Genomic DNA, 15,574 nt, shown 5'->3' with positions numbered 1-15,574 from the left:
GTTTGTTATGTCTGACGAGTTATTAATTAACGTCACGCCTATGGAATGTCGCGTCGCGTTAATTGAAAACGGCACGGTCAATGAATTATTTATTGAGCGTACGGTGAAACGTGGTTTAGTAGGCAATATTTATAAAGGTAAAGTGGTGCGTGTTCTTCCGGGAATGCAGGCTGCTTTTGTTGATATTGGACTGTCACGAACTGCTTTTTTACATATTAATGATATGGTTTGGTCACGTAATCAACCCACCCCGAATGTTTTTGAGCTCTTACAGCCAGGACAAATTCTTACTGTTCAAGTCATGAAGGACATGCTGGGCACCAAAGGGGCTCGGCTTTCGACCGATCTTTCCATTCCTTCGCGCTATTTAGTGATGATGCCTTATGGCAATCATACGGGTGTGTCTCAACGCATTGAGTCTGAAGCCGAGCGTGATCGTTTACGTTCGATGATTGAGCGTATTCAAGCGGAACATAAACTTCCGGGTTCAGTGATTGTTCGTACAGCCGCTGATGGGATTGCGGAAGCTGCCATTGCGCAAGACATGGCTTATTTGGCAAAACTTTGGGAATTTATTCAGCGCAAGCAAATCAGTATTGCAGTGCCGTCGTTAATTTTTGAAGAACTGCCTTTACCCCAGCGCATTATTCGCGATCTTGCGAGTGAAAAGACCGCTAAAATTTCAGTCGACTCGCGTGAAATACATGGCAAGCTCCAAGAGTTTGTAGAAGAATTTGTCCCGAATATCAAAGAACGTCTCATTCACTATCCAGGTGAGCGCCCAATTTTTGACTTGTATAATGTCGAAGAAGACATTCAAAGAGCACTGCAGACGCGCGTTGCGCTGAAATCTGGTGGTTATTTGATGATTGACCAGACTGAGGCTATGACCACCATTGATGTCAATACAGGCTCATATGTGGGTGGTCGCTCTTTAGAAGACACAGTGTTTAAAACCAATATGGAAGCGACACAGGTCATTGCGCGCCAACTGAGACTACGCAATTTAGGCGGTATTATTATTATCGACTTTATTGACATGCAAGAGCAGGAGCATCGAACTGAGGTCATGACTCAGTTTGAACGGATGCTTGAGCAGGACCATGCAAAAACCAAAATTACACAGGTTTCTGAGTTAGGTTTAGTCGAAATGACGCGTAAACGTACACGTGAATCATTAGAACACTTATTATGTGAATCTTGTCCGACCTGTCAGGGACGGGGTTATGTGAAAACAGCTGAGTCTGTATGTTACGAAATCTTTCGAGAAATCATGAGATATACACGTGCGTATCAATCTCAGACTGGCTTTACTGTCGTTGCGCATCCATCCGTGATTGACCGTTTGTTAACTGCAGAAGCCCCAGCAGTCGCTGATTTAGAGCATTTCATTGGTCGTGTGATTAAATTTCAGGTGGAAAATTTATATACGCAAGAGCAATACGATATCATTCTGAGCTGAAATTGTAACAATATATGGTTAAATAGTTGTTACAACTGAAATTTTACTTTCGATCTTAGATTTTTAATACTAGAAACACGGAAATAGCCAAAGCTTATTCTCCCAAATAGGTTTAGCAAATGAGGTGTGATATGGGTGTTAGAGAAGCAATTATTCAACCTGGTTTGAAACATTTATTAGATACGAAAGTAACGCATAATGCGTATATTTTGGATGATCAGGGTAAAGAAGTACAAATTACAACTGCCATGATTCGTACTGCATGTCATCAATTATTAAAACAATGTCGTAGCATTAAAAACTAAGGGGCTTATCGAAGCCCCTTAGTTTTATTGATTATTCTTGTATTTCTGATTCGTTTTTTTGCGGCATCAACTGACCGTTTGCAACTTTGGGTCTTCGATCCCCACAATCGCCTCAAAGCGTTGAATCTCTTCTTCTAAGTGTGTGAGTAGATTCTGCATCTTCGGTAGCGCATTTCGACAAGCCGTCAAACCAACTTCAAGTTTATCTAAATAACTGGTCATGGTGATGTTGAGTGCCTGACCATCTAAAATGATTGAGGCAGGGTATAGCGCATCGAGTCGTGCCCCGTTCCAATACAATGGTTCACGTGGGCCAGGAACATTTGAAATTACCAGATTAAATGCTTGGCGCTTAGGCAGTAAGCCTGAGGCAATGTTGAGACCAGCCGCGCTATAAACAAACGCACTATAGTTTAGAATTTGGTTTGAGTTCATGCGTTTGAACTTTTCTTTGGCATTTTGCACACTACGACGAACAATTGCGAGGCGCTCTAGAGGATCTTCTTTATGTGTCCCTAAATTTGCCAAAATCATGGTGATACGGTTCGACATAGCTGAATCATCATCACGAACCGAGGCAGGCACCATGGCAATCAGTGGCTTTTTAGGCAGTGCATCTTGGGATAACAGATACTCACGTAGGGCACCTGAACAAATCGCCAGTACGATGTCATTAATCGTGACCCCTAGACTTTTAGAAATATGACGTAAGCGATCAAACTCAAAAGACTGTGCTGCAAAACGACGCGAAGAGCTAACCCGTTGGTTCAGAATAGAGCTGGGTGCTTGAAAGCTTGAAACATAATCAGGATTACGTCCCATATCTTTCATGACTGTTTGTGACAACTCATACATGACACGTGGTGTTGACCCAAGCTGGCCCATTACGCCATTCATTATTTTCTTAAAGCGGCTAACATTCGGTTCTTTTAAACGCTTCGCACGAGGGCCTTCAACACACCAAGGTGGCACAATACTCTTTGCATTTGGATCTTGTGATAATGATTTTTCCACCAAACGCATACCCGCAATACCATCCACCATCGCATGGTGAATTTTGAAGTACATCGCAAAACGATTCCCTTCAATCCCTTCAATAATATGACAGGTCCATAATGGTTTAGCGCGATCAATTAAACTACTGTGTTCTTGTGAAATGTAGGTGAGTAGTTCAAGAATACGCCCCGGTTGTGGGAGTGCGATATGACGAAAATGATGATCAAGATCAAACTCTTCATCTTCATCCCAAAACAAACCATTGAGTTTGTTGTTAAATGGAGGAATAGGAATGGATTTGGAGTTACGAATATCTGCAACTAAATTTTGAATGAAGCCGGCAGGTGCATTTTCAGGGATTTGGAATAAGAATAATCCACCCACATGCATGGGTTGTTGCCGTTTTTCAAGCGATAAAAAAATAAAGTCAATCGGATGTAATGGACGCATAGTCTGGATTGCCTCCCTGCAATATCTGACCGCTCCTATATGAGCAATCTTGTTAGAATTATAGAACTAAATCTAGTATATCGATTTATTTTACCAATGGGAGCGCTTTGTGTGTATCCATTGGTTGCGAAAAACCACTGCTTTGCAGTGGTTTTGGTCTTTACTTTTTCAAATTACCTGCATGCAGGCCACATTCTTTGTGTGTCGCTTCCTCCCACCACCAACGTCCTTCACGTTCATGTTGATTTGGTAACACTGGACGTGTACATGGTTCACAGCCGATAGAGATAAAACCGCGTTCATGTAATGGGTTATAAGGCACTTCCATCATGCGAATGTAGCTCCACACATCGGCACTGGACCAGTTGGCAAGGGGATTGTATTTAATTAACTGTTTACCTTCGCCTGAGAACCCCGCATCTGCTTGAACAACTGGAATTTCAGTTCGTGTGCCTGGGCTTTGGTCTTTACGTTGACCCGTAATCCAACCATCTAAAGTGGCTAATTTTTTACGTAAAGGCTGAACTTTACGGATACCACAACACTCTTTATGATCATCTTGATAAAAGCTGAATAAACCTTTTTCATTGACCAATTGTTGAACGGCATCTGCTTCTGGGAAACAAATTTCGATATTAATGTTGTAGTGTTTACGTACAGTCTCGATAAATTGATAGGTTTCTGCATGTAAACGTCCAGTGTCTAAGCTAAAGACACGAAAGGGTTTACCTAAGTTAGCAGCCATATCAATAAGTACGACATCTTCTGCACCTGAGAACGAGATGGCAATTTCACCCGTTTGATTCAGTGCAAGTGCTAAAATTTCACTTGGAGATTTATCAGCATATTCAGCTGCGAGAGCATCAACAAGATCAATAGTTGGAATGGTTGTCATGAGTATCCTGGCAATAGGCTTGGAATCTAACAAGACCTATATTACGTTATTTGCTGCATATTTTAATAGAGTTGAAATAAGCCACTTATCACTAAAAAATAAATGCTTATGAAAAAAATAGATTTAAAAAACAGCAATGCATTAGACAAATATTAAGCTATGATAGTTCAAAATTTTTCCACGTAAATAAAAGGGAGTATTCATGGAAGTTGTTTGCCTTGATCTAGAAGGGGTGTTAGTTCCAGAGATTTGGATTAACTTTGCTAAAAAAACAGGCATTAAAGCGCTTGAAGCAACCACACGTGATATTCCTGATTATGATGTGCTCATGACACAGCGTTTGAATATCTTAAAAGAACATGGTTTAGGTTTAAATGATATTCAAGAGGTCATTGCTGAGATGGGCCCATTTCCAGGCGCAAAAGAATTTGTTGAATGGTTACGTACACATTTTCAGCTGATTATTTTATCAGACACTTTCTATGAGTTTGCACATCCATTAATGAAACAACTGGGCTGGCCAACAATTTTTTGCCATAAGTTAGAAACTGATGAAAAGGGTATGATTACAGCCTATAAGCTGCGCCAACCTGACCAAAAACGTGAAGCAGTTAAAGGATTGCATGGACTAAATTACCGTGTGATCGCCGCAGGTGATTCTTATAATGACACCACTATGCTGGGTGAAGCGGATAAAGGTTTTTTGTTTGATGCACCAGAAAACGTGATTAAAGAATTCCCACAATTCCCTGCAATTCATGGTTATGCAGCTTTAAAAGAGGCAATTCGTAATGCTTCAGTTCGTGATATTCCTGCTTAATATATTGATTTTAAAATAATAAAAAATGGCGCAATTAGCGCCATTTTTCATTGAATTCAATGTTAGTTAACATAGATTAATTAAAAGCGATAGCCAATTTTCATACCATATGCAAGGGCGCTGTTATCTTCAAAGCTACCAACAACATTCCCACCTGTTTGTGCATCTGCATCACCTAACCATAGGTAACGTACGCCAGCAGCAATGAAATAGCTTTGTGCAGGGCTATATTGAGCGCCTAATCCAATACTCCAGTTTCCTTCTACAGGGCCAAGTGTCGTAACAGGGTTACCTGCTCCAGAGTCATAACCAACAGAAGCTGAACCAGCCCATTTATCATTAAACTTATGAGAAAGACCTGTTGTAATAGACCACTGATCATCTGAATAGTCGATTAGATTTTGTGCTTTACCTCTTGCAGCTTGTGTTGCAGCAGCTAAATATGTTGGCTTAACTGCAAATTGATCCCAATGTACCCAGCGAATATTTGCAAAAGCTAAGGTATCTTTAGCGACACCTGATTGCAAATCAATGTTTACAGACTGAGGTGTAACAACTTCTGTGTTTGAGTTGGGACGAACAACAGCACCTAGGGCAAATGTTTCTGAAGTATCAAGTTCATGTTTAATTTCAGAGCGATAAGTGATAGCAGCTCTAAGTGCAATTTCAGGAATAGAGTATGCGGCACCTGCAATCCAACCGAAAGCATCATCTTCTTTGAGATCTATGTCGTAGCCACCTAATAGACGAGTACCACCGTATGCGGCGCCACGTAATGAAACTTTTCCTTCAACTGTTTGATATACGGGGCCTGCATAAAAATTCCAGTTTTGGTTGGGTTGGTAACCAATCAGCGCAGTTAGATTATGAGTATCAACTTCAACAGAAGTTCCTTCCGTACCATTACCAAATGTACCTGCTGTTGATGAGTAGGTTGCATCAGCACCGAAAGGCTGATCATATAATAATCCTAGTGAAATATTATCGGTTGGCTGTATTTTAATCGCTGCAGAAGGGAAGTAGTAATCACCTCCCATATCACTGATTTTTTCATCTTTAACAATTGTAGAGGTACCTTCTACAGTTGGATCAATTACTGTAAAACCAGCTTCAGCATAGTTGCCTGATTGAAAAAAAGCAGACATTGATTGCCCAGATCGATCTAGACCGCCAGCTATGACAGAAGTTGTTGGGATTAAGCTGAGCAAAATAGCCGAGCGAAGAGCTGTAAGCTTCATAGGGAACATTCCTTGTTGTAGCTTTATGTAAGTGATTGGCACGAAAAGTAACATAAATACAAAAAGAGTAAATGCTCAACTACGGTTGTAAAATGAACTGAAAAGTTAAAAAATGTACTTGTGTAGAGTAAAAACACTAAAAAAAAATATTAATTTTATGATTTATATAGATTTATTTTTTCGCACTGAATGATTCGTTGAATATTATGCAAAATGTTTAAGTGTTGCTTTGTTGGCCAACTGAATCACAAGTGTATAAAAAAGAGCGTAGGTGTCATTGTTGAAAATGAAAAAACCATCTTTGCAGATGGTTTTTTCAGTATTAGTAATTAGAACTTGTAACCGATTTTTAAGCCATAAGCTAAAGCATCATTGTCATTAAATTCTGCAACATAAGTATCTGATCCGAAGTTAGATGCGACTTGCGCTTTTGCATCGCCTAACCAGAAGTATTTAACACCACCAGCGATAAAGGTTGCAGGTGTTGGACTATATTGAAGTCCTAAGCCAACATTCCAGTAACCTTCAGTTGGGCCAAGAGATGATATAGGATTACCTGCACCAGAATCCCAACCTACTGAGACATTACCTGCCCATAGATCATTAAATTTACGGCCTACACCTACGTTTGCTGACCATTGGTCATCAGTATAACCAACAATATCAAAGCCATTTGGGTTGTCTGGAGTCTGGCCTAGCGCACCTAGAGTATCTGCAACAGTTCCGAATTGTTTTAGGTCAATAGAAAAGTCTTTCCAATTCACCCAACGTACATTTGCAAAGGCAACTGTATTTGCCATGATCCCTGTTTGGAAATCAAGGTTAACAGATTGGGGAGTTGTAATATTTGCATCTGTTGCTACATCGTAAACAGGGCTACTGCCAACAAATGCTAATACGTTACTTTGACCATATTCGCGAGCAGATGCTTTGTGGTCAATTTCAGAGCGATAAGTGATAGATGTTTTTAAAGCAATTTCAGGAATTTGATAAGCAAAGCCAGCTAACCAGCCAACTGCACCATCTTCATCTAAATCAGCATTATATAAGCCAAGGCCGTTAGCTGAACCATATGCCGCACCACGTAATTGAACATTACCTTTAATTGTTTGATAAACAGGACCAGCATAAATGTTGAAATTTTCATTTGGCTGGAAACCAAAAATCATAGACAAACTTTGAGTGTCAACTTCTACTTCAGTTGCTTCACCGTTTAAGTGGAACAAACCTGTATTGAGACCAACAAGTGGGTCACTTGTTGAGTATGCAGCATCAGCACCAAATGGTTGGTCATAGATCAAACCAAATGAGAAGTGGTCTGTTACTTGTAATTTAAGAGCAGCTGAGGGGAAGTAGTAATCATCTCCCATGTCAGAAAGATTGCCGCCACCAGCAGTTGAAATAGCCTTCCCAGATACATCTGGATCTAATACAGAAATACCTGCTTCAAAGTAGTTACCAGGTTGCAAAAATGCAGAGATTGACTGACCTGAACGATCTAGAGCAGCAGCAAATGCCCCCGTCATTGGTACAGTTGCTAAAATCATTGCTGTCGTTAATGTCTTTAATTTCATTCTACGTCTTTCCTTGAGGTGCAAATGCAAATGTTTGTTGCTCATTTTGTGTTTATGTTTTTTGGCTTTTGGAGAAGTCGGTTAACCGAAATCATTTGTTACTCCGTGTCACAAAAATAGCACAATTAAAATAAGAGTAAATACTCTAGATATAACTAATCAGTTCAAAAAGTAATCACAATAGAGTTTTTATACTAAAAATATACATTTATACAACCTAAGTTAATGAAAAATATAAATATATAATTTGAAATATAAAATTTATTTTTTGGTTAAAAAATACTCAATTGAGTGTGAAAATAAATCCTTTTTGTGATGTTTATCACTGTTTTTCTTTGCTGTTTTATAATACAAAACCATATTTTGTAGATCATTTGTCGATTATTTTTATTTAGAAGATCGAGTTATTGTTTTTTACATGATTAATATGGTCTACAACAGCAATGATAATTGTTGCGGTTATATTGCGTTGTGTTATAAAAAATATCTCTGTACACGACAAATTTCACAGAACCCTTATCCTATCAGGATTCTGCCTTCTTAAAATTGCCAAAATTTCCTTAAACTCTTCTTTTTTCCCAAAACCAATTAAACGCTGAATCGCCATTTGAACATAGTCTAAACCATAGCGAAATAAACTCATTGAGAGTCGTCCATGCTTCTTTATTTTTATCACTTTTTTTTGATCATGTTGCCATTCACCCGTTAAGTAACACCAACAGAAGCTTATAGCTAACACCGCAATCAATTTTTTCACTCGTCTAGGGTCTGTCAAGCGCGTATTTTCAAGATTAAACCCGCGTCCTTTGAGACAACTGAATAAGGTTTCAATTTCCCAGCGTAATGCATAATCCTGAATAGCATTGGCATTAAACTGAGGAGAAACGACGAGTAAAAGCTCTCCATTTTCTAACTGTAGTGCACTTATATATAGTTTCACCCGACCAACCAAAATCCGTCGTTTACGACATTCAATTTGACCAACTTTAAGATGGCGAAATAAATCACTAATTTTATGATTCTTTCCTAAATGATTGGTGACAATGAAGTTTTTTTAACACGAATGCAGAAGTTGATGTCTTGTTCAATTAACCATGTAAACCACTGCTCACCGATAAACTCTCTGTCTGCGAACACATTCACAATACGGTCTTTACCAAAAATGGCTATAAAGCGTTGAATCAAAGCAATACGCTCTTTCGTATCTGAATTTCCACGTTTATTAAGCAATGTCCAAAGGATAGGTATCGCTATTCCACGATAAACGATTGCGAGCATCAGGATATTAATATTTCGTTTTCCCCATTTCCAATTGGTTCTATCTAAAGTCAGTTGCACTTGGTCGAATGAAAACATATTGAAAATCAACTGAGAAATTTGACGATAATCAAAATACTGACCTGCAAAGAAGCGCTGCATACGTCGATAAAATGATTGTGGTAAGCACTTGATGGGCAAGGCTTTAGATGCAGAAGAAAGATTACATGTTTGCTTTAAAATAATCACAAGCATGATGAGCGCAAAGCACTTTAAATGTGACTTGTTCCATTTTAGAGATTTGTTTAAGATAAGATATAACTCATTGAGATGTGTCATAGTATTCGTCGTTAGAAAACAATTATTATGACATTATTTCAATGAGTTATCTATTTTTGTCGTGTACAGAGAAAAAATATATAAAAGCTGAATCAAGTGTTTAGAACAAGAATCCTTAGTTTTAAATACGGATGAACGAGGTGCGATAGGCATTAAGCTGTGCAATCAGCACTCAATCTTGACTTAAATTAAGCTGTAGTTTTGTTATACCGTTAAAAGCATAATTTATTAAAAAATTTAGAGTTTTAGTTCGCTATCGCTCTACTGTGAACCATAAATGATTAGAAGGATGGGCTTTGTTGTACAAACCTATTCTTAAAGCCATCTTTAGCAATATAATTTCCGAATGAAGAAGCCAGCACCTAAAATTGACCGTACAAGCAATTGCTCCTCATATAACCGAGTTCTCATTAATCGTGGAAATATTGCCATTTGGTTTGATCTTGAAACTCAGAGGTATGCTCATTATTGAACAAAGTAGCAAAACCAGAAGTCATACAATATGGCTTCGACTTTTGTCTCTTAACTCGGTTGGAGGAACGCCAAACCAACTTTTAAAGTTGCGACTAAAAATAGATAACTCTGCATAGCCCAACTGTAGAGCAATATCCGTCAAATTCACATTGCCTGCATCAAGCATACGCAGTGCTTCTTTTTTTCGGACATTTTCGAGTATATCTCGATAGCTTGTTCCTTGCATTTTTAAAGCGCGCTGAAGCTTTTTCGGATGCATGCCCATACACAGCGCGATCTTTTCAATGCTGCAGTCTCCTGTCGCCATTAGCATGCGGACTGAACTCTCTATCAGTGCGGTATTGTCTTCAGTTTTGGTGCTGCTTTGTGTTTCAAGCTGCTGTACGATTAGTTGATTAATGGCATCTTCATTAAAATTATAGGGTTTATAGCTTAAAAAGCTTGCAGGAAAATAAAGTGCATCTTCATCGGTTTCAAACTCTACCTGACATGAAAAATGTGCTTGGAAAGTTTGAGCACCTTTTTGTGGTGCTTTTTGCTTGAAGCAAATTTTTTCTGCATGCCACTGCGGGCCAATCAAATCTTTTAAAATATTCGCGACAAGGCAAATGGCCAGTTGTGATTTTTGTGGTACATCGGTGTTGTATTCACTTAAACGCACAAAGTTCAGCTTACAGAGCAGAGCATTATGTTGCGAGACGTGGAAGACAATGCCTTCAGCATGTAAATAGACATATTTTTGCGCCACGCTTAAGGCTTCAAGTATGCTCGTTTGTCGGGACATATAGACGCCAATCAAACCGATTGTGCTAATATTTTGGAGTGCACCGAGTTTTAAACCGAAGCAATCATCCTGACAAGCTAAGGCCGCTTTTTCCAATAAATTTAAATAATGATCATAATGAATAAATGAATCTGGATCACGGAGTAAAGCAGGTAAAATCCCGATCTCTTTCAAGATTTCTATAGGGTTTATGCCATAACTACGGACTAAATCTTCAAAACCGCCGAGGCTGGCTGCACGAATATAACTTCCCATTACAACATTCCATGTTGTCCTAAAAGATCAATTTAGTGTCCTAAAAAGTCAAGCATAATTCAAGTCATTTGTTAAAGTAGGATAAGAGATTATCTCAAACAACATAGAAAAGAAGTATTGAATCACCATTTTTAGCCGTGAAAGGAAAAGCATATGCAACTTACGGTTCAGTCTCATATCGAGCAAACAGTGATAGAACAGACATTAAACGATTGTTTTCAATTACAGCGCAAAAGCTTTCATCAGCAAGGCATTGAAACGATTGCGCAACGTAAGCAACATTTACTGAATTTAAAAGCATTGATTAACAATCACCGTGAAGCAATTATTGACGCCCTGAATCGTGATTATGGCAATCGTTCACGTCATGAAACCTTATTGGCAGAAATTATTACTGTCACGGATGATATTAACGGTAGCATCAAACACTTGAAGCAGTGGACCAAAGTACAAAAACGACATGTCGATCATAGCTTGTATTTTGGTGCAAAAAACCGTGTGATTCCGCAGCCGCTGGGGGTGATTGGAATTATTGTGCCGTGGAATTTCCCCATTAATTTGATGTTTTCACAGTTGTCAGCCGTGTTTGCTGCGGGAAATACCGCTATGGTTAAAATGTCTGAAAATTCAAGACATTTGGCTGAATTACTGATTGAGTTAAGTCCCAAATACTTTAAAGCGGAAAAATTACAGATTTTCGATGAGACTGGTGAAGTGGGCATCGCGTTTTCAAAACTACCGTTTGATCACTTGATGTTTACTGGCTCTGGTGCGACAGGGCGTAAAGTCATGGCTGCTGCAGCACAGAACTTGACGCCAGTGACTTTGGAGTTGGGTGGTAAATCTCCTGCGGTGATTGATCCTGAATACCCTATTGAGAAAGCTGTAGAACGCATTATGTTTGTGAAACAGTTTAATGCGGGGCAAATTTGTACCAATGTCGATTATTTATTTGTACATGAGTCGAAGTTACAAGCTTTTATTCAAGCCGCGGCAGCGTGGGTGCAGGAACATGTGCCTGATATTCATAGCAAAGATTATACTTCTGTGATTGATGAGCGTGCCTTTCAGCGCTTAGTACATAGCTTGGCAGATGCTGAAGCCAAAGGGGCAAGTTTGATTAATTTAAATCAGCAAGAGCCTGATGCGGGGACACGAAAATTCCCACTGACTTTGGTGTTGAACAGCAATGATGCGATGGAAATCGATACGCGTGAAACCTTTGGCCCAATTTTGATGGTCAAAATCTACCAGAAGCCTGAAGAGGTGGTGGACTATATTGTGCAGCGTGATCGTCCATTGGCCTTTTATCCATTTAGTAATAACAAAAGCCTAGTCGAATTTTATATCAGCCGAGTTATGTCGGGCGGGGTTTCGGTCAATGATGCCTTATTTCATGTCGGGCAGCATGACTTGCCATTTGGTGGAGTCGGTGCCAGCGGGATGGGGCACTATCATGGTTATGAAGGCTTTTTGACTTTTTCCAAAATGCGTCCTGTGTTTTATCAGGCGGGTTTTTCGAGTTTGAAGTTTCTCGCGCCACCGTATGGAAAATTTGCTAATTGGCTGTTGAATTTATTGATTCGCATGAAGTCATAAGCGCTTAAATTTTAAAACCTCAACATCACTTTTCACTTCAAGATGGATATTTTGAAGTGAAGGAATTAGTGTATTTAAAAACAGAAAAATAAAACTATTAAAGGAGTTAATAGTATGAATAATAAAGATTTTGATTATGATCAAATCGTGATTGGCTCAGGTTTTGGTGGATCGGTCAGTGCTTTACGCCTCAGTGAAAAAGGCTATAAAGTCCTGATTTTGGAGAAAGGCTTACGCCGAGAAGACAAGGATTTTCCAACCACCAATTTAGACACTAAAAACTATTTGTGGCGTCCTGAACTGGGATTCAGAGGTACGATGCAATTTACTTTCACCAGTAAAACCACCATTTTGCATGGGGTAGGCGTTGGTGGGGGCTCACAAATTTATGCCAATGTACATTTAATTCCACCTGATGCAGTTTTTGAGTCCGAGGCATGGACCAAGATTCGTAAAGACTGGAAAGAAACCTTAAAGCCGTTTTATGGTCTCGCTCAACGTATGTTGGGTACAGCGAATAATACTTATACCAATATTGCAGACGACACGTTAAAAGAAGTTGCGAGTGAAATTGGATATGCAAATTCATTTAAAACGGTGAATACGGGGGTCTTCTTTTCTCAAGTAGCTGGTCAAGAAGGACAAGTAGCGAAAGATCCGTATTTCAATGGAGATGGACCAGATCGTAACTCCTGTATTTATTGTGGCAGTTGTATGTTGGGCTGTCGTAATAATGCCAAAAATACCCTGATGAAAAATTACCTATATTTTGCTGAGCGTAATGGCGTTGAAATTCGTCCAAGTTCAGAAGTGGTGAAAATTACACCATTGAATGAAGATGGTAGCGCAGGTTACGAAGTAATAGTCAAAGAAAGCCTTGGGAAACAAGTTCGTCGGTATAGTTTGCGCAGTCGTGGGGTAGTGTTATCTGCTGGGGTGATGGGTACGGTACCGATGTTGTTAAAAATGCGTGATCAGCATAAGACTTTACCCAATATTTCTTCATTGCTGGGACAGGAAGTTCGGACGAATTCAGAAACCCTGACCACAGTGAACAACACAGGAAAAAAACTGGATGATGGGGTGGCAATCAGTTCCTTTATTTCAGTCGATGCGGATACCAATATTGAGGTCACACGTTTTCCTGAAGGTGCAGATGCTTCATGGATTTATATTCCATATGTGCCGATGGTGACTGGTCAGGGCTTTATGCGCTTTATAAAGTTTGTGTTCACTACACTGTTGCATCCCTTAAAAACTTTTAAAGTACTACGCTATAAGGGTAAAGCCAAAGACTCTATTATTTTATTGGTGATGCAAAAGTCTGAAGCGTTTATTCATTTTGAATGGCGTAGAAAGTGGTATCGACTGTTCCAGAATAGTATTACTGCCGTGCAAAAAGAAGGGGACACGCCACTCACCGTTTCATTCCCTGCAGCCGAAGAAGCCACTAAAATGATTGCACAAAAGTTAGGTGGAGAACCGGGTTCTGCTCTTACTGAAATTCTACTGGGAACGCCAACGACAGCACATATTATGAGTGGTGTCGCGATGGGCAATGACAAGTCGAATGGCGTTGTGGACTTCACTGGTCAAGTCTTTGGTTATCAAAATTTACGCGTATTAGATGGTTCGATTGTACCTGGAAATTTAGGTGTGAATCCCTCACTGACCATTACCGCACTGTCTGAATTTGCGATGAGTCAAATTCCAGTGTTCTCCGCAGAGCGGGCAGCAAAGATTCAGCGTATTGAATTGAGTCAGCCTTTGGAGGGACAGGTGTCTGATTTGAAGGGTAGTGGGGATTTAGCCAGTGCATTAAGTAATGCTTAAAAAAGTGGATATGGTTTGGGCTGGTGATGGTGCCTAATAAGGCAAATTTGACATCCGAAGCAATACAATCTTGAGATCATTATCCCTCTAACGCTGTATGACAGCGTTAGAGGGCGTTGCTGATTTTATGGGCTATAATTCAGAAATTCCTAAGCTAAGAAGAGAGCGAAAAGCTATCTTACCTTTTTACCGATTAATTGGGGGGCATTACTGAGTCTATCCGTAAACCCAAAAGCCATAGTTTATTTTTTCTTGTTATAAAATATGACTAGTAAAATCAAAATAATCACTATGATCAAAGTAATCATGACTGTTTCCATAGCTTGACCTCTAAATCTTGTATTTTATCTAATTTTAACATGCTCATTCGATCACTATATATTCCAAAAAGATCATTTTTCATTCTTTAAATATGGATTTGCATATATATGATTATTCGTATATAAATATATATAAAGATTCAATTGAGTTTGAGCAAATGACTGCTACTCCAAAAGTGAAGATCTATCACAACCCTGAATGTGGTACATCACGCAATACATTGGCGTTAATTCGTAATGCCAATATTGAACCTGAAATCATTGAATATCTTGTCAATCCTCCATCTAAAAGTGAGCTCATTCAGCTGATTGCGGATGCAGGTTTAACGGTGAGAGAAGCGATTCGTAAGAATGTTGATGCTTATCATGATCTAGAGCTAGAACGTGATGATTGGATGGATGAACAGCTTTTAGATTTTATGCTTCAGCATCCAATTTTGATTAACCGTCCATTCGTGGTGACTGAATTAGGAACTCGTTTAAGTCGTCCGTCAGAACTAGTTTTAGAAATTTTACCACTCCCACAAAAGGGTGCTTTCACTAAAGAAGACGGTGAACAAGTACTTGATGCAAATGGGCAGCGATTGAAATAAAAATTTCATGGATATATGTGAATATTGATATATCCATATGTCAGAGTGAGTGAAAGTATGGATCAAATCAATTTCTTTAAATGTTTGGCTGATGAAACGCGATTCAACATCGTCATGTTGGTTCTTGGGAATAATGAACAGTGTGTTTGTGATTTGACTGAAAAATTACAGCTGAGCCAACCCAAGATTTCACGGCATTTAGCCTTATTACGCTCTTCTGGTCTTTTACAAGATCGACGTCAAGGGCAATGGGTCTATTACAGTCTCAATCCCAATTTACCCACTTGGTGCGTAGACGTACTTAACACCCTTAAAAATGCTGATTTACAGCCAAAAGTTGCTCCATCATTTCAACAAATCAATAGTTATTGCGAGTAGAA

13 protein-coding genes and 1 pseudogene are annotated in these 15,574 nt (G+C 39.2%); 8 read left to right on the top strand and 6 right to left on the bottom strand.

Features of this window, described 5'->3' with window-relative positions; genetic code table 11:
• Nucleotides 1-7: 7 nt before the first annotated feature.
• Together rng and AC4CUZ_RS17205 are read left to right on the top strand one after the other, a co-directional pair.
• On the top strand, nt 8-1,462 hold the full coding sequence (gene rng, locus AC4CUZ_RS17210) for a ribonuclease G (protein WP_004981336.1): 1,455 nt from the start codon (nt 8-10) through the stop codon (nt 1,460-1,462).
• 131 nt (nt 1,463-1,593) lie between these two features.
• Nucleotides 1,594-1,767, top strand: coding sequence for a PA1571 family protein (locus tag AC4CUZ_RS17205; protein WP_183173224.1), 174 nt, complete (start codon nt 1,594-1,596; stop codon nt 1,765-1,767).
• 66 nt (nt 1,768-1,833) lie between these two features.
• On the opposite strand, the gene AC4CUZ_RS17200 is transcribed toward AC4CUZ_RS17205, so the two are convergent.
• Together AC4CUZ_RS17200 and AC4CUZ_RS17195 are read right to left on the bottom strand one after the other, a co-directional pair.
• Complete coding sequence (locus AC4CUZ_RS17200) at nt 1,834-3,213, bottom strand: WS/DGAT/MGAT family O-acyltransferase (protein WP_183173223.1); 1,380 nt, start codon at nt 3,211-3,213, stop codon at nt 1,834-1,836.
• 160 nt (nt 3,214-3,373) lie between these two features.
• Nucleotides 3,374-4,108 carry a phosphoadenylyl-sulfate reductase gene (locus AC4CUZ_RS17195; RefSeq protein ID WP_125274524.1) on the bottom strand — a complete coding sequence of 245 codons (735 nt, stop codon included), beginning with the start codon at nt 4,106-4,108 and terminating at the stop codon, nt 3,374-3,376.
• 202 nt (nt 4,109-4,310) lie between these two features.
• Between AC4CUZ_RS17195 and thrH the strand changes: the two genes are divergently transcribed.
• Nucleotides 4,311-4,928, top strand: a complete 618-nt coding sequence (thrH, locus tag AC4CUZ_RS17190) for a bifunctional phosphoserine phosphatase/homoserine phosphotransferase ThrH (RefSeq protein WP_279666684.1) — start codon at nt 4,311-4,313, stop codon at nt 4,926-4,928.
• An 80-nt stretch (nt 4,929-5,008) separates the two neighbouring features.
• On the opposite strand, the gene AC4CUZ_RS17185 is transcribed toward thrH, so the two are convergent.
• The 3 genes from AC4CUZ_RS17185 to AC4CUZ_RS17175 all read right to left on the bottom strand — a co-directional run bounded on the left by AC4CUZ_RS17185 (nt 5,009) and on the right by AC4CUZ_RS17175 (nt 9,336).
• Nucleotides 5,009-6,166 (bottom strand): OmpP1/FadL family transporter, encoded by a 1,158-nt coding sequence (locus AC4CUZ_RS17185; protein ID WP_490747949.1) that lies wholly within the window; start codon nt 6,164-6,166, stop codon nt 5,009-5,011.
• Between the two features lie 329 nt (nt 6,167-6,495).
• A complete protein-coding gene (locus AC4CUZ_RS17180) occupies nt 6,496-7,740 on the bottom strand; it encodes an OmpP1/FadL family transporter (protein WP_419381335.1) in 1,245 nt (414 codons plus the stop codon).
• Between the two features lie 505 nt (nt 7,741-8,245).
• Nucleotides 8,246-9,336, bottom strand: a protein-coding gene (locus AC4CUZ_RS17175; protein WP_155118754.1) for an IS4-like element ISAba1 family transposase whose coding sequence is annotated in 2 segments (ribosomal slippage) — nt 8,246-8,796 and nt 8,796-9,336 — 1,092 coding nt in all. Because the reading frame shifts where the segments join, the coding sequence is not laid out codon by codon here.
• A gap of 346 nt (nt 9,337-9,682) precedes the next feature.
• Here AC4CUZ_RS17175 and AC4CUZ_RS17170 point away from each other — a divergent pair.
• Nucleotides 9,683-9,799 (top strand): annotated as a pseudogene (locus AC4CUZ_RS17170) (IS5/IS1182 family transposase); the annotation flags it as partial.
• A 30-nt stretch (nt 9,800-9,829) separates the two neighbouring features.
• Here the strand turns inward: AC4CUZ_RS17170 and AC4CUZ_RS17165 are convergent.
• Nucleotides 9,830-10,849: an AraC family transcriptional regulator gene (locus tag AC4CUZ_RS17165; RefSeq protein WP_004694646.1), complete on the bottom strand. Its 1,020-nt coding sequence runs from the start codon at nt 10,847-10,849 to the stop codon at nt 9,830-9,832.
• 153 nt (nt 10,850-11,002) lie between these two features.
• Here AC4CUZ_RS17165 and AC4CUZ_RS17160 point away from each other — a divergent pair, with 153 nt between their 5' ends.
• The 4 genes from AC4CUZ_RS17160 to AC4CUZ_RS17145 all read left to right on the top strand — a co-directional run bounded on the left by AC4CUZ_RS17160 (nt 11,003) and on the right by AC4CUZ_RS17145 (nt 15,572).
• Complete coding sequence (locus AC4CUZ_RS17160) at nt 11,003-12,448, top strand: coniferyl aldehyde dehydrogenase (RefSeq protein WP_490747948.1); 1,446 nt, start codon at nt 11,003-11,005, stop codon at nt 12,446-12,448.
• A 114-nt stretch (nt 12,449-12,562) separates the two neighbouring features.
• Complete coding sequence (locus AC4CUZ_RS17155) at nt 12,563-14,281, top strand: GMC oxidoreductase (RefSeq protein WP_490747947.1); 1,719 nt, start codon at nt 12,563-12,565, stop codon at nt 14,279-14,281.
• A gap of 478 nt (nt 14,282-14,759) precedes the next feature.
• Nucleotides 14,760-15,194: an arsenate reductase (glutaredoxin) gene (gene arsC, locus AC4CUZ_RS17150; protein WP_490747946.1), complete on the top strand. Its 435-nt coding sequence runs from the start codon at nt 14,760-14,762 to the stop codon at nt 15,192-15,194.
• Nucleotides 15,195-15,251: 57 nt separating this feature from the next.
• Entirely contained in the window at nt 15,252-15,572 is a 321-nt protein-coding gene (locus tag AC4CUZ_RS17145) for a metalloregulator ArsR/SmtB family transcription factor (protein ID WP_004694638.1), read from the top strand.
• Nucleotides 15,573-15,574 lie beyond the last annotated feature (2 nt).

This window comes from Acinetobacter sp. 789_lipA (assembly GCF_058242845.1).
This window is presented reverse-complemented; position numbering and strand designations above follow the sequence as displayed.